General features: G+C 71.7%; 15 protein-coding genes. 11 read left to right on the forward strand and 4 right to left on the reverse strand.

Going from position 1 to position 20,686, the window contains the following annotated elements; genetic code table 11:
• Positions 1–132: 132 nt before the first annotated feature.
• Together G3I60_RS13440 and G3I60_RS13445 are read left to right on the forward strand one after the other, a co-directional pair.
• Positions 133–1,641 (forward strand): MFS transporter, encoded by a 1,509-nt coding sequence (locus G3I60_RS13440; protein ID WP_164293651.1) that lies wholly within the window; start codon positions 133–135, stop codon positions 1,639–1,641.
• 351 nt (positions 1,642–1,992) lie between these two features.
• Entirely contained in the window at positions 1,993–3,222 is a 1,230-nt protein-coding gene (locus G3I60_RS13445; RefSeq protein ID WP_164293652.1) for a DUF4192 domain-containing protein, read from the forward strand.
• On the opposite strand, the gene G3I60_RS13450 is transcribed toward G3I60_RS13445, so the two are convergent.
• Positions 3,134–4,444, reverse strand: coding sequence for an alpha/beta fold hydrolase (locus G3I60_RS13450; RefSeq protein ID WP_164293653.1), 1,311 nt, complete (start codon positions 4,442–4,444; stop codon positions 3,134–3,136). The genes G3I60_RS13445 and G3I60_RS13450 overlap by 89 nt on opposite strands.
• A gap of 149 nt (positions 4,445–4,593) precedes the next feature.
• Between G3I60_RS13450 and G3I60_RS13455 the strand changes: the two genes are divergently transcribed.
• The 6 genes from G3I60_RS13455 (at position 4,594) to G3I60_RS13480 (ending at position 13,130) form a co-directional block, all read left to right on the forward strand.
• Entirely contained in the window at positions 4,594–6,558 is a 1,965-nt protein-coding gene (locus tag G3I60_RS13455; RefSeq protein ID WP_203672869.1) for a glycogen debranching N-terminal domain-containing protein, read from the forward strand.
• Positions 6,559–6,800: 242 nt separating this feature from the next.
• Complete coding sequence (locus G3I60_RS13460; RefSeq protein ID WP_138357287.1) at positions 6,801–7,535, forward strand: NUDIX domain-containing protein; 735 nt, start codon at positions 6,801–6,803, stop codon at positions 7,533–7,535.
• A gap of 22 nt (positions 7,536–7,557) precedes the next feature.
• Positions 7,558–9,321: an ATP-binding cassette domain-containing protein gene (locus tag G3I60_RS13465; RefSeq protein ID WP_164607160.1), complete on the forward strand. Its 1,764-nt coding sequence runs from the start codon at positions 7,558–7,560 to the stop codon at positions 9,319–9,321.
• A 111-nt stretch (positions 9,322–9,432) separates the two neighbouring features.
• Positions 9,433–10,383, forward strand: coding sequence for a FadR/GntR family transcriptional regulator (locus G3I60_RS13470; RefSeq protein WP_343241941.1), 951 nt, complete (start codon positions 9,433–9,435; stop codon positions 10,381–10,383).
• Positions 10,384–10,641: 258 nt separating this feature from the next.
• Complete coding sequence (locus tag G3I60_RS13475) at positions 10,642–12,198, forward strand: RNA polymerase sigma factor (protein ID WP_164293656.1); 1,557 nt, start codon at positions 10,642–10,644, stop codon at positions 12,196–12,198.
• 83 nt (positions 12,199–12,281) lie between these two features.
• Positions 12,282–13,130, forward strand: a complete 849-nt coding sequence (locus G3I60_RS13480; protein ID WP_164293657.1) for a serine protease — start codon at positions 12,282–12,284, stop codon at positions 13,128–13,130.
• An 84-nt stretch (positions 13,131–13,214) separates the two neighbouring features.
• Here the strand turns inward: G3I60_RS13480 and G3I60_RS13485 are convergent, their stop codons facing one another.
• Positions 13,215–13,445: a hypothetical protein gene (locus G3I60_RS13485; RefSeq protein WP_138357478.1), complete on the reverse strand. Its 231-nt coding sequence runs from the start codon at positions 13,443–13,445 to the stop codon at positions 13,215–13,217.
• 406 nt (positions 13,446–13,851) lie between these two features.
• Between G3I60_RS13485 and G3I60_RS13490 the strand changes: the two genes are divergently transcribed.
• The 3 genes from G3I60_RS13490 (at position 13,852) to G3I60_RS13500 (ending at position 18,267) form a co-directional block, all read left to right on the forward strand.
• Entirely contained in the window at positions 13,852–15,975 is a 2,124-nt protein-coding gene (locus G3I60_RS13490) for a type IIA DNA topoisomerase subunit B (RefSeq protein ID WP_164293658.1), read from the forward strand.
• 196 nt (positions 15,976–16,171) lie between these two features.
• On the forward strand, positions 16,172–16,642 hold the full coding sequence (locus G3I60_RS13495; protein WP_138357480.1) for a DUF485 domain-containing protein: 471 nt from the start codon (positions 16,172–16,174) through the stop codon (positions 16,640–16,642).
• A complete protein-coding gene (locus G3I60_RS13500) occupies positions 16,642–18,267 on the forward strand; it encodes a cation acetate symporter (RefSeq protein WP_164607165.1) in 1,626 nt (541 codons plus the stop codon). The genes G3I60_RS13495 and G3I60_RS13500 overlap by 1 nt, the downstream gene beginning before the upstream one ends.
• Before the next feature lie 30 nt (positions 18,268–18,297).
• On the opposite strand, the gene G3I60_RS13505 is transcribed toward G3I60_RS13500, so the two are convergent.
• Positions 18,298–18,990: a response regulator gene (locus tag G3I60_RS13505; RefSeq protein WP_164293659.1), complete on the reverse strand. Its 693-nt coding sequence runs from the start codon at positions 18,988–18,990 to the stop codon at positions 18,298–18,300.
• Positions 18,987–20,669, reverse strand: coding sequence for a sensor histidine kinase (locus tag G3I60_RS13510; protein WP_164293660.1), 1,683 nt, complete (start codon positions 20,667–20,669; stop codon positions 18,987–18,989). The genes G3I60_RS13505 and G3I60_RS13510 overlap by 4 nt, the downstream gene beginning before the upstream one ends.
• Between the last annotated feature and the right edge of the window lie 17 nt (positions 20,670–20,686).

Here is a 20,686-nt window from a genome sequence, read left to right on the forward strand (position 1 = left end):
ACGCATGCCCGTTCCGGGTGGAGCCGACGGAGTTCCGGAGCGGTGGGGCCGCTGCGGAGCATGAAGGCCGTCCGCTCCCCGCGCGGTGCGGGGCGCAGGAACACAGCACAAGAGAAACCACCTGGAGGTCACATGCCACTCGGAGCGCGGTCCGACCCGGGCACCGCAACGATCGCCCCACCAGAAGGCATCCGCCATCCGGTACTCGCCCTCCTCGTCATCGCCGCGGCGGAGCTGATGGTGGTGCTCGACGCCACCATCGTGAACATCGCCCTGCCGAGCATCCAGGGCGGGCTGAAGATGTCCGCGGACAACCTGGCCTGGGTGGTCAACGCCTACGCGGTCACGTTCGGCGGACTGATGCTCCTCGGCGGCAGGGCCGGCGATCTGTTCGGCCGCCGGCGCGTGTTCAGGTTCGGCATCGTCGTCTTCGTACTGGCCTCAGTGCTCGGCGGCCTGGCCCCCAATTCGGAAGTCCTCATCTGCGCGCGGGTGCTTCAGGGCGTGGGCGCCGCCGTCGCGGCGCCCACCGCGCTCGCGCTGATCGCCACGAACTTCCCCGAGGGCAAGGAGCGCAACCGCGCCATGGGCACCTATGCCGCCATGGCCGGTGTCGGGTCGACCGTTGGCCTGATCCTGGGCGGTGTCCTCACCGAATACCTCGACTGGCGCTGGGTGTTGTTGGTGAACATACCCATCGGCGTCGGCGTGCTGGCCGGAACCACCGTGCTCGGCGAGGCCGACCGCTCCGACGGGGAGCTCGACGTCAGGGGAGCGGCAGCCGGAACCGCCGGCCTGCTGTGCCTGGTGTACGCGGTCATGCGCGGCGGACAGGAGGGCTGGGCCGACACGATGACACTCGCCTGCTTCGGCACCGCCGCGGTGCTCCTCGTCCTGTTCCTGCTGCGGCAGTCCCGTATCGAGCACCCCATGCTTCCCCTGCGCGTCCTCAAGGACCGCAGCCGTGCGGGCACTTACGCGGTTCTGTTCCTCGTGGGCCTCGGCATGTTCGCCACGTTCTATTTCCTCACCCTCTACATGCAGCACGTCCTCGAGTACGGCGCGGTGCGGACCGGGCTCGCCTACCTGCCGTTCAGCGCCGGCATCGGCATGATGGCCGCGATCGGCTCGAAGCTCGTGGTCAAGCTGCCGCCGCGGCTGGTGGCCGGACCCGGACTGGTGGTCGCCGCGGCCGGAATGCTCTGGCTGAGCAGGCTGACACCGCACTCCTCCTACCCGGGCACACTGATGCCCGCCATGTTCGTCACCGCCGCCGGACTCGGCTGCTCCTTCGTGCCGCTGACGCTCGGCGCGGTGCGCGGTGTCGACGAGAACGACGTGGGCAGCGCGTCGGGACTGCTCAACACCGCCCAGCAGATCGGCGGAGCGCTCGGCCTGGCCACCCTCACCGTGCTGTCGACCTCGTTCGCGGACAACCACCTGCCGCGCGCCGACGAGGCCTATTTCGCGGGTCTGCGCACGCACGATGCCAACCTCGTGGTTCAGGCCCAGGAGGCCATGGCCTACGGCTACAGCAGAGCTTTCCTCGGCGGGGCGCTGGTGTTCGCGACGGCCGCGTTCATCGTGGCCGTGGTCATCAACACAGGCGGGCAGGAGACGTCTTCGAGCCCGCGAGACTGAGTGGCGGCGGTCGGGCGTTCTTCGGGCGAGGTACGTCACCGGCCCCCATGGCAGCTCACTCCCGGCGTGCCCGACGAGCTCGAAGCGGGACCGCGACGGGCGGCCTGTGAACGGATCCCGGCCCGCTCGGCGGCCTCGACCTGGTTTCGCATCAGCGCGAGGAGCGGCGAGACGATCATGGTGGGGGAGTCCGTCATGCCCCCCGTGGGAGTCAGTCATGCCCGCATGCAACCTGATGCCACCGACAACTCGCGAACCGCGTACCGAACCTGTGGATAACTTTGGGGCCGAGTTATCCACAGGTTTTTGGGGGGTCTGGCGGAGATCACCGGCCTGCGGGACTGTCGGGCCATGACACAGCACATCGAATCGCCCCGGTCCGAGAACGATCCCAAGGTCACCCTGCGCAGCCCGGCCGACCTGGCCGACGCCCTGCCGTACCTGATGGGATTTCACCCCAGCGACTCCGTCGTCATGGTCGCCCTGCACGGCGACCACGGCCGCTTCGGCGGCCGGCTGCGCCTGGGCATTCCCGAGGATTCCGCGGAATGGCCCGAGGTCGCCTCGCAGCTCGCGGACTGTCTGGTGCGAGGCAGTGAGCAGCGCGGCGACCGGGCCGCCTCGATCGTCCTGTTCCTGTGCCAGGACCCGTCCGCGACCGAGCGGCCGGCCCAGGTCATGGAGCGCCTGCGGCCGCTGGCACAGCGGCTGCGCACGGCCTGCGGCGCCCTGGACGTGCCGGTCGTCGAGGCACTGTGCGTCTCGGCGGGCCGCTGGTGGTCCTACTGCTGCCCCGGCACCGACTGCTGTCCTGCCGACGGCTTCACCATCGCGACCTCGGGCGACTCCGTGATGGCCGCGGCCGCCGCGTACGCCGGCATCAACGTGCGCGGCTCGCTGCGCGAGATGGAGGCACGGCTCGTCCCGCCGGCCACCGAGCGGACCTCCGGGCAGGCCCGGGCGCTCGACATGGCCTGCGCCGAACTCGTCCCGCGGATCCTGGACGTGGGCGACTGCGAGGCGGTGCGGCACCGGACGCTGACCCTGGTCGGCGCGGCGCTCGAACGCTTCCGCGCCACCCCGGCGGACGGGGACACGCAGCGCAGCGACCAGCGCGACGACGCGCTGCTCGGCGACGACGAGGCCGCCGAGATCATCCTCGGCCTCCAGGACCGCGCCGCGCGGGACCGGGCGGCGGAGTGGATGGAGCCGCCGCACACCGACCCCGCCCTGCGCCTGTGGCGGGCCCTCGCCCGGCGGTGCGTCGGACCGTACGAGGACCATGCCGCCGCCCCGCTGACGCTGGCCGGCTGGGTCGCCTGGGCGTCCGGGGACGAACCGGAAGCGCGCGTCGCGCTCGGCCGCGCGCTCGACCTCGATCCCGGCTACACCTTCGCCCGGCTGCTCCATCACTCGGTGAACGAGGGGCTCGACCCCGAGCCGCTGCGCCAGTGCCTGCGCCAGGAGCGGCGGCAGCGGGTGATCGACGCGTCTAAAGCTCGCCGCGGACCAGTCGGATCAGCCGGTCGAGGACCCGGCCGCCGCTCACCCGGAGACCGTCGTGCTCGTACTCGTCGGTGACCCAGGTGCGCAGACCGCGCACCGCGCGCGCGGTGGCCAGCGAATCGGCGGTCTCGACGTACATGTCGTCGTGGTAGACCGCCGCCGCCACCGGTACCTCGTTCCGGGCCAGTTGAGCCGGGTCGTACAGGTCCGGCCAGCCCTCGCGCAGCGCCAGCCGGTTCGCCGCGTCGCGGAGCGGGACGAGTGCTGGGTCGCCGGTGAACATCCAGGGGTAGATCATCTCGCCGGTGAACAGCACCGGGCCCTCGCCCGCCAGCGCCTTGTCCACATCGAACTGGGGGAACTCCAGATGCGCGGCCTGCGCCGCCCAGCCGGTGCCCGCGGCGGACACCGAGCGCTGTCCGTAGATCGACTCGTGGAGCACGGCGTACAGCGGATTGGCCGCGAACGACAGATGACCCTGCGCCTCGGTCAGGAAGCCGTCCGAGAGCACCGGGCCGTCGGTGCCGGGCAGGAAGGCGTCCTCCAACAGATAGTGCAGGGTGTGCGAGCCGGTACCCGTGCCGAGCATCAGACCCAGCGACTGGAACGCCTCCGCGGTGAACCGGCCGCCGTCCGGCAGCGTCACGTCGTGGTCGCGCAGATGACGGGCGACGGAGCGCGCGGTCTCCACGTCCCCGGGATAGCGGTCGTAGTGCTCGGTGTTCTTGCGCTCCACCCGGGGGAACGCCGAGCGGTAGACGTCGCGGGCGCTGCTGCGCAGCCCCGGCAGGCCGCCGGTGACGAACACCTCCCGCAGACCGTCGGGGGCCAGCGACAGATAGGTCAGCGCGCAGAAGCCGCCGAAGCTCTGCCCCAGCAGGCTCCACCGCCCCTCGGCGCCGAGCAGTTCACGGCGGATCAGTTCGCAGTCCCGCACGATGGAGTCGGCCCGGAAGTGCGAGAGATACTCCGCCTGCGCGGTGCCGTCGCCGCGCGCGGGCAGCGTCTGCCGGTTGGCGGGGGTGGACCGGCCGGTGCCGCGCTGGTCGAGCAGCAGGACCCGGTAGTCGTCCAGGGCCCGGGTCAGCCAGCCGTCCCGGCCGAGCGGGCGCGGGGAGCGTCCGCCGGGACCGCCCTGCAGGAACAGCAGCCACGGCAGCGGTTCGCCCTCCCGGCCCGCGGCCACGACTTCACGGGCGTACACCTGGATCCGCTCCCCGGTGGGGGCCGCGTGGTCGAGCGGTACGTCGAAAGCGTGGTCGGTCACAACGGTGCCGGGCTGGCGGTACACGGCCATGGCGTCTCTTTCCGGTGGTGCGGGCGGATACCGGGGATGCGCTCCCTGTCCAGGAACGGTAGACGGGCCGTGACCCGGGTGCCCACCCGGCCGTTCACCGGGATGTGAACCCGCCGCCGACCGCCCCGACCGTTCCCGCTCCCACCGCCCTGACCAGGCCCGCTTCCGGCCCGCAGCCCGTGCACACCTCGGTGATCTGTGTCGCCGCCCCTTCGCTCGTCGTCTCCGCAGAGGACGGACAGCTGAGAGGGCAGGGGCTCGACGGTTTCTATCAGGAGGGCCGGCGGGTGCTGGCGCGCTGCGAGGTGCGGCTCGCGGGAGCCGAGCCGATCCCCGTGCTGGGCACGCTGCTCAGCGCGGACCGGGCCCGGTTCGTGGCGGTGGTCAGGACTCCGGGTGACACCGGTCCCGATCCGGCGGTCACGGTGGAACGGCTGCGGGACGCCGACGGCACCGAGCGCATCACGGTGCTCAACACCGGGCCGGCCGTGCTCCGGCTGCCGCTCGAAGTGGCGCTGGGCACCGACCTCGCCGAACTCGGAGCGGCCGCCGCGGGGCGGGCGGGGCCCGATCTGCCGGCCAGCGTCTGTGACGCGGGGCTGCGCTGGTCGCATGCCGGTATCGGCGTCAGGGTCACCGCGCGGCCGGCCCCCGCCGGGGTGCTGGCTTCGGCCGGTGTGCTGCGCTGGGAGCTGGCGGTGCCGCCCGGCGCCGGGCGGACCATCGAGCTGCGGGTGTCCCGGGAATCCGCGGCACACGGGTCCGCCGTCTCCGCGCCCGTACGGGGTGACCGGGCGCCCGTGCCCTGGTCCGCCGCGGAGCTGTCCGGCGACGACGCCAGGGGCGAGGAGCTGCTGCGGGGCAGCCTGGACGGTCTGCGGGCGCTGCTGCTGCGCGACCCCGCGCGGCTCGCCGACGTCCATGTGGCGGCGGGCGCCCCCTGGCGGATGGGGCTGGCGCCCGCCGACGCGCTGTGGGCGGCCAGGATGCTGCTGCCGCTCGGCACCCGGCTGGCCGCCGGCACCCTGCGCACCCTCGCGCGGCTCCAGGATCAGGACAGCGGCCGGATCCCGGGTGCGCTGCGGCACGCGGGACCGCATCTGCCGCCCACCTGCTCCGGGGTCGAGGCCACGCTGCTGTTCGTCACCGTCCTGGCGGAAGCCCGGCGCTGGGGGATGCCGCAGCGGGAGGCCGAGCTGCTGCTGCCCGCGGCCGAGCGCTGCCTCGGCTGGCTGCGCACGGTCGCGGAGGCGGCGGGCTATGTGCCGGATCCCGCCCCCGGCGGCCCGTTCCGCTGCGAGGTGCAGGCCCACGCCCACCGGGCCGCGCTGCACGGCGCCGACCTCCTCGACGCCCACGGCCGCCCCGGAGCCGCCGCGTGGCGCGAGTACGCGGCCGAGCTGCGCGGGCGGTTCCAGGAGGACTTCTGGGTCGACGACCTCGGCGGCGGCCGGCCCGCCGCGGCGCTCACCCCCGGCGGCAGGCAGGTGATCCATCTCGGCTCGGCCGCGGTCCATCTGCTCGACACCGGGCTGCTCGGGGGCGGCACGCTCGCCGAGGGGCTGCTCGGCAAGGCACGGACCGGGCAATTGGCGCGGCTGCTCGGAGCCCCGGACCTCGACTCCGGATGGGGTCTGCGGACGCTCTCGGCCAGGGCGCCCGGCCACAGTCCGTTCGGCCACCGGGGTGGTGCGGTGCGGGTCCATGAGAGCGCCCTCGCCGTATCGGGGCTGGCCGCCGCCGGATACGAGAAGGAGGCCGGTGCCCTCCTGCGCGGCGTCCTGGACGCGGCCGGGACCTTCGGACGGCAGCTGCCCGAGATGTACGTGGGCGAACAGCGCGCCGCCGACCGGACACCGCTGCCGCACCCCACCGCCTGCCGCCCGTCCGCCGTCGCCGCCGCGGGCGCCGTCCATCTGCTGACCTCGCTCGCGGGGGTACGCCCCGACGCTCCGGGAGGCGTCGTCGCGGTGCGCCCGATGAGTACCGCCCCGCTGGGCGCGGTGCGCTTCTCGGGGCTGCGGGTGGACGAGCAGCCGTTCGCGGTGCGGGTCAGCAGGCTCGGCATGGCGATGGTCGAGGAGGCCGCCCCCGCCCTCCAGCTCGGCGCGTGAGCGGCGACGCGGCCCGCAGGCGACGCGGCCCGCAGGCGACCCGGCCCGCAGGCGACCCGGCCCGCAGGCGACCCGGTGCGCCCGTCGGCGTGTCGTCCACGGGCAGCACCCCGGCACCCACGCACCTCCGGCACCCCTGTGGCCTGTGGGGCGGGCCGTGGCGGGGGAGGCAGGGTGAAACAAGGGCGGGCGCAGGGGGCCATCCTGCTGTTTATCGTCAGGCAGACGACTATGATCGCGCCATGTCGCCCTACGACCCGTCGGCCTTTCCACCCTTCGCCGTCACCGTCGACCTGGTCGTGCTCACGGTGCGGCACCACGCCCTGTGCGCGCTCGCTGTCCGCCGGGGCGAGCCGCCCTACCAAGGGCGCTGGGCGCTGCCCGGCGGGTTCGTCAGAGCGGACGAGGACCTGTCCCAGGCCGCGGCACGCGAACTCGCCGAGGAGACCGGCCTGCGCGCCCAGAGCGGCGCTCATCTCGAACAGCTGGCCACGTACGGCGACCCGCACCGCGACCCCCGGATGCGGGTCGTCAGCGTCGCCCATCTCGTCCTGGCGCCCGATCTGCCCGCCCCCCGCGCGGGCGGCGACGCGCGCAGCGCCCGCTGGGCCCCGGTCGGCTCGCTGCTGGAGCAGGACGGCTTCGACACGGCGGGCGAGGCCGCTCCGCTGGCCTTCGACCATGCGCGGATCCTGGCCGACGGGGTCGAGCGTGCCAGGTCGAAGATCGAGTACTCCTCCCTGGCAACCGCCTTCTGTCCGCCCGAGTTCACCGTCGGTGAGCTGCGGCGGGTGTACGAGGCGGTGTGGGGTGTGGCCCTCGATCCCCGCAACTTCCACCGCAAGGTGACGGGCACCGTCGGATTCCTCGTACCGACCGGCGGTACGACGACCCGTCAGGGCGGCCGCCCCGCCCAGCTGTTCCAGGCCGGAGGGGCTGCTCTGCTCAATCCGCCCATGTTGCGACCAGAGGTCTGATTTCGGGCGTTATGGTGCAAGGGTGATCCAGGCCATCGGATTGACCAGCATGCCCCGCCGTAACGGTCCGCCCGCGGTCGACGACCTCACCTTCGAGGTCCGCCCCGGGCAGGTCACCGGCCTGCTCGGCGCGCCGGGCGCGGGGAAATCGACCACGCTGCGCCTGATGCTCGAACTCGAGGCGGGCCGCGGCGTCACCCTCTTCAACGGCACCCCCCTGCACGGAGTCCGGCACCCGAGCCGCGAGGTCGGCATCCTCCTCGGCGATGTGCCGGGGCACCCCGGCCGCACCGCGCGGAACCATCTCCGTATGCTCACCGCCGCCCTCGGCGTGCCGGCGGAGCGGGCCGACGAAGTCCTCGACGTCGTCGGCCTCACCGGCCTCGCGGACCAGCGGCTGAGCACCTACTCGCTCGGCATGGACCGGCGGCTCGGCCTCGGCGCGGCGCTCCTCGCCGAACCGCGGACCCTCTTCCTGGACGAACCGTCGTTCGGTCTGACGCCCCGTGAAGCCGCCTGGGTGCATGCGCTGCTGCGGGCCTACGCGGCCGACGGCGGAGCCGTCCTGGTCACCGGGCGCGATGCCAAGGCGATGGCCAGGACGTCCGACCGGGTCGTCACGATCGACGGCGGCCGCCTGGTGGCGGACCAGTCCGCCGAGGAGTTCACCCGCACCCGGCTGCGCCCGCATGTGGCCGTCCACTCCCCGCACGCCCAGCGGCTCGCCGGGGTACTGACCGACGGCGGCGCCGAGATCGCCGCGGCGACCGGCAGCCGTCTGGTGATCTACGGCACCACCTCCGCGCACATCGGGGAGATCGCCTACCGGAACGGAATCCTGCTCCACCGGCTGGCCGACGAGGTCGCCGACCTCGGCCCGGTCGCCCCGCTGAGCCGCGCCGACGGCCGCGAGCCCGCCGCGGCCTCCCCGGCGGACCCGGCCGCGCCGCCCCCGGGGAAACCCGCCGAGCCCGCCACCCCCGCCCGGATCCCCGCTCGGCCCAGAGCGGCCGTCGCGCCGGCCACCCCCGCTCAGCCGCTCCGGTACGAACTGCGCCGGCTCGGCGGAATCCGCACCCCGTGGTGGATCGCCGCGCTGTCCCTGCTCGCCTCGGTGGCCGGCGCCCTGGTCCTCTCGCGCACCGGGGAGGCCTCGGCGCTGTCGATGATGTCCGGCTGGGTGCGTCAACTTCCGCTGCCCCCCGCCGCGATGGGCGCCGGTCTGCTGGGCGCGCTCGCCTACGGGCAGGAGTTCCGCTTTCCGGCACTGGCGCCCGCCCAGGTACCGGTGCCCCGGCGGCTGCGGCTGCTCGTCGCCAAAATGCTGGTGAGCGGTGCGGCCGCACTGCTGATCGCGGCCGCGGCCGCGGTGCTCGACACCGTCGTGCTCCGCGCGATCCTCGGTCCCGGCGCGGTTCCGCTGCCCACCGACCGGCCCACGCAGGCGGCCGGCTGGGCCGCGCTGGCCGTGGGCTGCGCCTGGGCCGGGCTGCTGGCCGCCGGACTCTTCCGCACCACCGCGCTGGGTGTGACGGCGGTGCTGGCGGTCCCGCTCGTCGTGGCACCCGCGGTGGGACTGGCGGTCCGCAGCCGCGCGGGAAGCCATCTGATCGACGCGGCAGGGGCGCTGCTCAGCGTCGTCGGCGGCTGGCCCGGAGGCGTCGGCAGCACCGCGGCCGGCGTCACCGGGAGGGCCGTCCAACCGGTCGGCTGTGCCTTCGTGTTGTCGCTCACCGTGCTGCTCTGCGCCCACCTCGCAACGGTGTTGCGGGGTCGCCGACGTTGACGCCGCCCAACTCGCGGTCGGATAAACGGAACTGTCTCTCTGGCCTGTCATGCAGGGCGTTTCGTTCCGATAAAGCGTCAATTATCAGGTGATGAGTGCTCACCCTTTCGTGTGCTTTTCAGCAAAGCCCTCAAGGCCCGCCGTGGCATCGCCGACAAAGGATGCGTGAGTACCCTTGCGCACACCCTGATGACCACGGCTCGTTCCGCCGACTCCAGCATCGTCGGCCCGGCCGAGCTCGACCGCTACTCGTATGCCGACGCCTCAGGTGTCGACCGCCCCGGCCTTCCCTCCTGGGACGGCGCCGACTCGGACATGGGCCGCGTCGGCCGCCGGGCCCGCGGCAGCCGTGGCCGCGGGCTGCACGGCCAACTCGTCCAGCAGCTCGGACAGATGATCGTCTCCGGCGACCTGGGCGCCGACCGGCCGCTCGTCCCGGAGGAGATCGGCCAGCGTTTCGAGGTCTCCCGCACCGTGGTGCGCGAGTCCCTGCGCGTCCTCGAGGCCAAGGGCCTCGTCAGCGCCAGGCCGAACGTCGGCACCCGGGTCCGCCCGGTCGCCGACTGGAATCTGCTGGACCCCGACATCATCGAATGGCGGGCCTTCGGCCCGCAGCGTGACGACCAGCGCCGCGAACTGTTCGAGCTGCGCTGGACCATCGAGCCGCTCGCCGCACGGCTCGCCGCCGGACACGGCCGCGAGGACGTCCAGCAGCGCCTCGCCGACATGGTGGAGATCATGGGGCACGCCGCCGCCCAGGGCGACTCCCTGACGTTCTCCCGGGCGGACGCGGAGTTCCACTCCCTGCTCCTGCAGGTGGCCGGGAACCGGATGCTCGAGCACCTGGCCGGCATCGTCTCCTCCGCCCTGCACGTGTCGGGCGGCCCGGTCACCGGCTGCGAGCGGCCCGGAGAGCCCGCCGTGACCCTGCACCGGCGGATCGTCGACGCGCTCGCGTCGGGCGACGGGGTCGGCGCCGAGGCCACCATGCGCCAGCTCCTCGCCGTGCACACCGAGGTCGCCGCCACCGATCACGTCGTCCCGGCTCCGCGCGAGCACTGACCGTACGGCCGAACCGCAGCCGGCCCCGGACCCACGGTCCGGGGCCGGCGGCAGCCGATGCGCGAAGAGTGTCCTGTTATCCGACCGTTACCGTTGGTATGGGGTGTGACTCGGGCCACGTGGGCCGGGCGTAACGCTTGGCGAGGCAGCGCGATGACTTAAGAGGTGATGGCCGCACAAGGAATAGCAGCGACAGTTCTGACGCTGTGTTCCTGAGCGGTTCCACCGAGTCGTTCCCATCGTTCCGAGAGGTTCTTCGTGTCGGCCAGCACATCCCGTACGCTCCCGCCGGAGATCGCCGAGTCCGAGTCTCTGATGGCGCTCATCGAGCGGGGTAAGGCTCAGGGGCAGATCGCCGGCGATGACGTGCGTCGGGCCTTCGAAGCGGACCAGATTCCGGCAACCCAGTGGAAGAACGTTCTGCGCAGCCTCAACCAGGTCCTCGATGAGGAAGGTGTGACGCTGATGGTCAGTGCCGCTGAGGAGCCCAAGCGCACTCGGAAGAGCGTCGCAGCCAAGAGCCCGGCGAAGCGCACCGCCACCAAGACGGTCGTCACCAAGGCCACCGTCGCCAAGAAGACCGTCGCCGCCAAGGCCGCCACCGCTCCCGCGGGGGCTGTGGAGGCCGAGACGGTGGATTCGGTCGACGAATCCGACGCACCCGCCGCGAAGCCGGCGGCCAAGAAGACGGCGGTCAAGAAGACCGCCGCCAAGAAGACGGCGGTCAAGAAGACCGCCGCCAAGAAGACCTCGGGCGACGACGAGGCCGCCGACGGTGAAGAAGCCGACGAGACGACCACGCCCGGCAAGGGTGACGAGGAGTCGGACAAGCCCGAGTCCGAGAGCTTCGTGCTCTCCGACGACGACGAGGACGATGCTCCCGCCCAGCAGGTCGCGGTGGCCGGGGCCACCGCCGACCCGGTCAAGGACTACCTGAAGCAGATCGGCAAGGTTCCGCTGCTCAACGCGGAGCAGGAGGTCGAGCTCGCCAAGCGCATCGAGGCCGGCCTGTTCGCGGAGGACAAGCTGGCGGCGGCTGACAAGCTCGCTCCCAAGCTCAAGCGCGAGCTGGAGATCATCGCCGAGGACGGCCGCTGGGCCAAGAACCACCTGCTGGAGGCCAACCTCCGCCTCGTGGTCTCGCTGGCCAAGCGTTACACCGGCCGCGGCATGCTCTTCCTGGACCTGATCCAGGAGGGCAACCTGGGCCTGATCCGTGCGGTCGAGAAGTTCGACTACACGAAGGGTTTCAAGTTCTCCACGTACGCCACGTGGTGGATCCGCCAGGCGATCACCCGCGCGATGGCCGACCAGGCCCGCACCATCCGTATCCCGGTGCACATGGTCGAGGTCATCAACAAGCTCGCCCGTGTGCAGCGCCAGATGCTCCAGGACCTGGGCCGCGAACCCACCCCGGAGGAGCTGGCCAAGGAACTCGACATGACCCCCGAAAAGGTCATCGAGGTCCAGAAGTACGGCCGTGAGCCGATCTCCCTCCACACCCCGCTGGGTGAGGACGGCGACAGCGAGTTCGGAGACCTCATCGAGGACTCCGAGGCGGTCGTGCCGGCCGACGCGGTCAGCTTCACGCTCCTGCAGGAGCAGCTGCACTCGGTGCTCGACACCCTGTCCGAGCGGGAGGCGGGCGTGGTCTCCATGCGCTTCGGCCTCACGGACGGACAGCCGAAGACGCTCGACGAGATCGGCAAGGTCTACGGGGTCACGCGCGAGCGGATCCGCCAGATCGAGTCGAAGACGATGTCGAAGCTTCGGCACCCGTCGCGCTCGCAGGTGCTGCGGGACTATCTGGACTGATCCTTCCGAATCCAGCGGATGCGGCCTCCGGTCCTATGGATCACTCTGGGTTTCCAGAGGGATCCACAGGGTCAGGAGGCCGTATGCGTTCCACGTTCCGGATGCTGCTCAGCGGATCGGCGGTGGCGCTGGCCACGTTGATCGTGCCGCTCGGGGTCGCCGGCGCCGGGCCGAAGGCCGAGGCGGTGGTCATAGGCGGCGACCAGGTCGTCGCCGGGCAGCAACCCTGGGTGGTGGCGCTGGCCAGCCGTGACCGTTTCGGACCGACGAGATCCGGCCAGTTCTGCGGCGGGGCGGTGGTCTCCGCCTCGACCGTGATCACCGCGGCGCACTGCTTCGGCCGCGATGTGCTCGGCGGGGACTGGCGGAACGCCCGGGATCTGCGCGTCATCGCCGGCCGGCTCGACCTCAGGGGCGTGAACGGCCAGGAAATACGGCTGCGACAGGTCCGGATCAACCCGGGATACGACCCGGTGACCCACGCCGGCGATGTGGCGGTCATCACACTTGAGAAGCCGCTGCCCGCAGGTTCGGCCATCGCGATGGCGGGGGCGGGCGACCCGCAGGACTACCTGGCGGGCTCGAAGGCCCTCGTGTCCGGCTGGGGGGACACCACAGGCGCCGGGGCGTACTCACCGGTCCTGCGGTCCGCGGAGGTGGTGCTGCTCGACGACGCGGTCTGTCAGCGCTCCTACCCGGGCAACGCGGACGGCACCTACCTCAGCAGGACCATGCTGTGCGCCGGGGAGCCACAGGGCGGCAAGGACGCCTGCCAGGGCGACAGCGGCGGGCCGCTGGTCGTCGGCGGCAAGCTGGTCGGCCTGGTCTCCTGGGGCACCGGATGCGCCGAGGCCGGGCATCCCGGGGTCTACACCCGGATCTCCGCGGTCCGCGCACTGGTCACGAGCGCCATGGGCACCCGGCACCGTTGACGGGCCCGGAAGAGCCGACGGGCGGCCCGGCCCCTGGTGGGGTCCGGCCGCCCGTCGGTCCGAGCTCGTCGCAGGTGCGATGTGTCAGTGCTCGTCCTCGACCGTTTGCGCCGGGGTGTCGGTGAGTCGGCCGGTTTCGTCCTGTATTTCCGCAGCGATCTTCTTGAGTTCGGGCTCGAACTTGCGCCCGTGGTGCGCGCAGAAGAGCAGTTCGCCGCCACTGATGAGGACGACGCGCAGGTATGCCTGGGCGCCGCAACGGTCGCAGCGGTCCGCCGCCGTCAGCGGGCTCGCGGGGGTCAGAACTGTAGTCACGTCGCCTCTTCTCTAGCTCGACGAGCTGTCGTACCAGGGTCAACATCCAACCAGGCCGAAAACGTTCCCGCTCGTGGCTTTTCCTCGAAATCTGACTTCGAAGTGACTGGATGCTACCTGTTGGTAGCTGATTGGCCTCTGATGCGTTAGTTGTCGCTTTTGGGGCGCTTGTCCGGTTGTGTCCACCGACTGGGTTGCCGGTTGTTGGTGAGGACGTGCCCGGAGCCTAAATGGTTCATGCCTCAATGGGAACGTGACATGTGTATCACTCAAATGAGGTATCGAACGTACGATCGATACGGGGCTACTCTGGGGCCCGGATACCGGGTCGCGGCACAACCGGCGTACCAGGTCTCGGTACCCTCTCACCGACACAGCCGAAGAACTTTATCGAGGAGCTGCCCGCGTGACCGCCGAAACATCCGTGCCGTCCTCCGCGCTGCTGACGGGCGCAGATCGCGACGGTTCCAACTACACCGCGCGGCATCTTCTTGTCCTCGAGGGGCTGGAGGCGGTCCGCAAGCGCCCCGGCATGTACATCGGGTCGACCGACAGCCGTGGCCTCATGCACTGCGTGTGGGAGATCATCGACAACTCCGTCGACGAGGCCCTCGGCGGTCACTGCGACCGCATCGAGGTCTTCCTGCACAGCGACTCCTCGGTCGAGGTCCGTGACAACGGCCGTGGCATCCCGGTCGACGTGGAGCCCAAGACCGGGCTGTCGGGCGTCGAGGTCGTGATGACCAAGCTGCACGCCGGCGGCAAGTTCGGCGGTGGCTCCTACGCGGCCTCCGGTGGCCTGCACGGCGTCGGCGCCTCGGTCGTCAACGCGCTGTCCGCCCGCCTCGACGTCGAGGTCGACCGGAGCGGTCACACGCACGCCATCAGCTTCCGGCGCGGTGTCCCCGGCTCCTTCTCCGGAGCGGGTCCCGACTCCTCCTTCGACGCGGCGAGTGGCCTGAACAAGTCGAAGAAGGTCCCCAGGGCCAGGACCGGCACCCGCGTCCGGTACTGGGCGGACCGCCAGATCTTCCTCAAGGACGCCAAGATCTCGCTGGAGAACCTCCACCAGCGCGCCCGCCAGACGGCCTTCCTGGTGCCGGGGCTGACCATCGTCGTCCGCGACGAGCGCGACCTGGAAGGTGACGGCAAGGCCGTCGAGGACGTCTTCCACTACGACGGCGGCATCAGCGAGTTCTGCGAGTACCTCTCTCAGGACAAGCCGATCTGCGACGTCCTGCGGCTGACCGGCAGCGGCAGCTTCAAGGAGACCGTCCCGGTCCTGGACGACCGCGGCCACATGACGGCGACCGAGGTCACCCGTGAGCTGGGCGTCGACATCGCGATGCGCTGGGGCACGGGGTACGACACCGTGTCGCGGTCGTTCGTGAACATCATCGCCACCCCCAAGGGCGGCACGCACGTCACGGGCTTCGAGCGGGCCATCACCAAGACCGTCAACGAGGTGCTGCGCTCCGCGAAGCTGCTGCGCGTCGCCGAGGACGACGTCGTCAAGGACGACGCCATGGAGGGTCTGACGGCGGTCGTCACCGTACGGCTGGCCGAGCCGCAGTTCGAGGGCCAGACCAAGGAGGTGCTCGGCACCTCGGCCGCCAACCGGATCGTGGCCAACGTCGTGGCCAAGGAGCTCAAGGAGTTCCTGACCTCCGCCAAGCGCGACACGAAGCTCCAGGCGCGGGCGGTGCTGGAGAAGACCGTCGCCGCCGCGCGCACCCGCATCGCGGCCCGCCAGCACAAGGACGCGCAGCGCCGGAAGACGGCGCTGGAGACCTCCTCGCTGCCGGCGAAGCTGGCGGACTGCCGCAGCGACGACGTGGACCGCACCGAGCTGTTCATCGTCGAGGGCGACTCGGCACTCGGCACGGCCAAGGTGGCCCGGAACTCGGAGTTCCAGGCGCTGCTGCCGATCCGCGGCAAGATTCTGAATGTCCAGAAGTCGTCGGTCTCGGACATGCTGAAGAACGCCGAGTGCGGCGCGATCATCCAAGTGATAGGAGCCGGGTCGGGCCGGACCTTCGACATCGACCAGGCGCGCTACGGCAAGGTGATCTTCCTCGCGGACGCCGACGTCGACGGCGCGCACATCCGGTGCCTGCTGCTCACGCTGTTCCAGCGCTACATGCGTCCGATGGTCGAGCAGGGCAGGGTCTTCTCCGCCGTGCCGCCGCTGCACCGCGTCGAGCTCGTCCAGCCCAAGAAGGGGCAGGACAAGTACATCTACACCTACTCGGACAGCGAGCTGCGGCAGACGCTGCTCGACCTGCAGCGCCGGAACGTCCGCTACAAGGACGGCATCCAGCGCTACAAGGGGCTGGGTGAGATGGACGCCAACCAGCTCGCGGAGACCACGATGGACCCGCGCCACCGCACCCTGCGCCGGATCAACATCAGCGACCTCGAGGCCGCGGAGCAGGCGTTCGACCTGCTCATGGGCAACGAGGTCGCACCGCGCAAGGAGTTCATCACCAACTCGGCGGCGACGCTCGACCGGTCCCGCATCGACGCGTAGCCGCACCCGCAGGCCGACCGGTGCTCCCCCACCCCCCAGGGTGGGGGAGCACCGCTGCTTTCACAGGTCGTCGGATATGCCTACCGGCACGGCATCACCTGATGGGGTGAACGTTTCAGCTTGATGGCACCGGATCTTCCCACTCTGTCCATGCTTGGGCGCACGGCCAATTGGCTTGTGAAGCGAGGAGAGTTCGGTGGACAAGCACGACGGGGGCGACCCGGGCGCGCTGCGGGTGGACGACCCCTGGTACGACGCCCTGGCCGCCGGTCTCTGGGTTCCGGACCCGACGACGCCGGCACCGTCACCCGTGCCGGCGCCGTCTGCGGCGCCCGTCGCGGGGGCGGAGCAGGACCGGGCCGCGGTCTACCTGGAGGTGCAGCAAAGCGCCGCGTTCCAGGAAGTGCGCGGCCAGTACCGCCGGTTCGCCTTTCCGGCGGTCGCGGCCTTCCTCGCCTGGTATCTGCTCTACGTGGTGGCGGCCACGGTGGCGCCGGGTCTGATGAGCCGCCCGGTGGCCGGTGAGCTCAATGTGGCGATGGTCGCGGGACTGGCGCAGTTCGCCACGACGTTCCTGCTGACCTGGGCCTACTCGCGGCATGCGCGGCTGCGCAGGGACCGGGCGGCGCTCGACCTGCGCTGGGACACCCAGGAGCGGATGCGCTGATGGTCCGGTACCTGGCAGATCCGGCGAACGAGCACCAGGGGCTCGCTCTCGTCCTGTTCACGATCTTCGTGTCCGTCACCCTGGCCATCACCGCCTGGGCGGGCCGGCGACGCAGCTCGTCGGTCGAGTTCTTCGCCGGGGGCCGGCTCTTCTCCCCCATGGAGAACGGTTTCGCCATCGCGGGCGACTACATGTCGGCGGCGTCGTTCCTCGGCATCTCCGGTCTCATCGCGCTCTTCGGCTACGACGGCCTGCTGTACTCGGTCGGCTTCCTGGTCGCCTGGCTCGTCGTCCTCATGCTCGTCGCGGAACTTGTCCGCAACTGCGGCCGCTACACCCTCGCCGATGTGCTCTCCGCCCGGATGCGGCAGCGGCCCGTCCGGATCGCGGCCGGCACCTCCTCGGTCATCGTCTCGGTGCTCTACCTGGTCGCGCAGATGGTCGGCGCGAGCAGCCTGGTGGCGCTGCTGCTCGGCGGGCAGGGCGGCGCGTCCCGGACCTGGACGGTGATCGGGGTCGGCGGCCTGATGGTCGTCTACGTCTCGTTCGGCGGCATGCGCGCGACGACGTGGATCCAGATCGTCAAGACCGTGCTGCTGATGGGCGGCACCATCACGCTCGTCGTGCTGGTGCTGATCCGCTTCCACGGCGATCTGAACGGCCTGCTGCGTTCCGCGGCGGCCGGCAGCGGACACGGCAGCGCCTTCCTGGCGCCCGGCCTCAAGTACGGCGGGAGCTGGACCTCGAAGCTGGACTTCATCAGCCTCGGGATCGCCCTGGTGCTCGGCACGGCCGGGCTGCCGCACATCCTGTCGCGCTTCTACACGGTGCCCACCGCCCGTTCCGCCCGCCGGTCGGTGGTCTGGGCGATCGGGCTGATCGGCTCCTTCTACCTGATGACGATCGTCCTCGGCTTCGGCGCCGCGGCGGTCGTGGGCTCGGACGCCGTACGCACCTCCAACGCGGCCGGCAACACCGCCGTACCGCTGCTGGCCCAGGATCTGGGCGGGGGAGCCGGTTCCACAGGCGGAACGGTTCTGTTCGCCGTCGTCGGCGCGGTGGCCTTCGCGACGATCCTGGCGGTGGTCGCCGGGATCACCCTGGCCTCGTCCGCCTCGGTAGCGCATGACCTGTACGCCACGCTGCGCCGCAGCGGGAAGCACGCGGGCCCCGCGTCCGGGAACGACGAGGTGCGGGTGGCGCGCTTCGCCGCGGTCGGGATCGGCGCGGTGGCGATCGCGCTGAGCCTGTTCGCGCAGGGGCAGAACATCGCGTTCCTCGTGGGCCTCGCCTTCGCGGTGGCTGCCTCGGCGAACCTGCCCGCGCTGCTGTTCTCCCTGTTCTGGCCCCGTTTCACCACCCGGGGAACGGTCTGCGCGATCTACGGCGGGCTGATCCCCGCACTGCTCCTCGTCGTGCTGTCGCCCGTCGTCTCCGGACGGCCCGACGCCCTCTTCCCCGGTGTGGACTTCCATCTCTTCCCGCTGGAGAACCCGGGACTGGTCTCCATCCCGCTGGGCTTCCTGGCGGGCTGGCTGGGCACCGTGCTCTTCCCGGAACCCGGGGACGAGGCCAAGTTCGCGGAGACGGAGGTTCGTTCCCTCACCGGCGCCGGAGCGGTGTGACGCGGCTGCGGAACGGCCCGTGCACCGGGGTCAGTCCGCCGCCGCCCAGGCGTAGCGGTGCTCGGGGCGGCCGGTGTCGCCGTACTTGAGGGTCAGGCCGATCCGCCCGGCCTGCTCCAGGTACTTCAGATAGCGCTGCGCCGTGGAGCGGCTCAACCCGGCCAGCTCGGCGACCTCATGGGCGGACAGCGGATGCCCGGCCTCCCGCAGCACCCGCCGTATCAGTTCCGCGGTCGGCGCCGAGTGGCCCTTGGGCAGTTCGGCCGAGGCCGCTCCCGCCGTCCGCAGCGCACCGAAGATCCGGTCGACCTGCTCCTGACCGGCCTCGCCGCCCCCGCCGACCCCGTCCAGGGTGCGGCGCAGCGCCGCGTACCCGTCGAGCTTGGCCCGCAGCCCGGCGAACGTGAACGGCTTGACCAGGTACTGCAGCGCGCCGTACCGCATCGCGGCCTGGACGGTCGCGACATCGCGGGCGGCGGTCACCATGATCACGTCGGCGTGGTGGCCGAGCTGCCGCAGCCGGCGGATCAGCGTCAGGCCCGTCTCGTCCGGCAGATAGTGGTCGAGCAGGATCAGGTCGATCCGGGTGCGCTCCAGGGTCGCCAGCGCGTGGGCGGCGGTGTGGGCGCGGCCGGCCACCCGGAAGCCGGGGACCTTCGCCACGTAGGCCGCGTTGATCTCGGCGACGCGGAAGTCGTCGTCCACGACCAGTACCTCGATCATCGTGTCTCCCTTGCGCCGGTGAGCTCCGTGAGCGCGGCGAGCTGATCGCGTTCGGTGGGGTGGCCGGTCAGGCGGCCGCTGACGTCCTCCGCGACGAGAGCCTCCGGCAGCACCACGGTGAAGACCGCGCCGCCGCCCGCACGGGCGGTGACCCGGGCGATGCCGCCGTACCGCTCGGCGAGCCGCCTGACCAGCGCCAGGCCCAGCCCCCGGCCGCGGTGCGCGGGCCGCTCCTTCGTGGACCAGCCTTCGGTGAAGATGAGGTCGCGGGCCTCGGGCGGCACCCCGGGGCCGGTGTCGGAGACCCGCAGGACAGCGGTGGTGTCCTCCTCGGTCCGCAGCTCGACCTCAACGAAGGAGTCGGCGGTGCGGTGCGCGGACGCCGCGTCCAGGGCGTTGTCGATGAGGTTGCCCAGCACGGTCACCAGATCGCGGGGATCGACCACCCGGTCGGGCAGCCCGGTCGCGGCGGAGATCCGCAGGGCGACCCCGCGTTCGGCGGCGATGGCCGCCTTGCCGACCAGTAGGGCGGCCAGCAGCGGGTCCCGCACCTGCTCGGCGATCTGCTCCGCGGACGACCGGTGGGTGTCGGCGACCTCCACGACGAATTCCACCGCCTCGTCGTGCAGGCCCAGTTCCAGCAGGCCCAGCAGGGTGTGCAGCCGGTTGGCGTGTTCGTGGTCCTGGGCGCGCAGCGCGTCCAGCAGCCCGTGGGTGCTGTCCAGCTCCCGGCCGAGCAGCTCCAGTTCCGTACGGTCGCGCAGGGTGGCGACCGCGCCGCCGTCACCGGTCGGCATCCGGTTGGTGACCAGCACCCGGCCGCCGCTCACCGTCAGCAGGTCGGTGCCCTCGACCCGGCCGGTCAGGACGTCCGTGGTGCGGCCCGGCGGCAGGACGTCGTCCAGGACGTGTCCGGTGGCGTCGGGGCCGAGCCCGAGCAGCCGCCCGGCCTCGTCGTTGACCAGCCGGATCCGGCCCTGCCGGTCGAGCGCCACGACGCCCTCCCTGATGCCGTGCAGCATCGCCTCGCGCTCGTCGAGCAGCGAGGAGATGTCGGCGAACGCGAGCCCGTGGGTGCGGCGCTGCAGCCTTCGGGAGCCGCCGATCGCGGCCAGCACACCCACCGCGAGCGCGGCGGCCGCGTACAGCAGCAGCCCCGGGACCGCGCCCAGCAGCCGGTCGCGGACGCTGTCGTAGGCGATGCCGACGGAGACCGCGCCGACGATCCGGCCGCTGCTGTCGCGCAGCGGCACCTTCCCCCGGGCGCTGCGGCCCAGGGTGCCGTTGTCGATCTGCATGACCTCCTGACCGGCCAGCGCCTCGCCGGGATCGGTGGAGACATGCTCACCGATCCGGTCCTCCGTCGTGTGCGACCAGCGCGTTCCGTTGAGGTCCATCACCACGACGTACTCGGCCCGGGTGGCGTGGCGGATGCGCTCGGCCTCGGCCTGGACCGGCCCGTCGGGGGTGGGCTCCGAGGTGAGCAGCGAATCCGCGATCTGCGGTTCGGCCGCGGCGGTCTGCGCGATGGACAGGGCGCGACGCATCGCCTGGTCGTCGAGCTGGTGGCTCAGCGGCGCCAGGAAGAGCCCGGTGGCCAGCACGGTGACGCCCGTGGTGATCGCGACCTGGGTCAGCAGAACCTGTGCGGAGACGCGACGCGGCCACCGGATGCGCATGCGGTCTCCTTCTGCTG

The organism is Streptomyces sp. SID13666, from assembly GCF_010548325.1.
Classification (GTDB): domain Bacteria; phylum Actinomycetota; class Actinomycetes; order Streptomycetales; family Streptomycetaceae; genus Actinacidiphila; species Actinacidiphila fildesensis.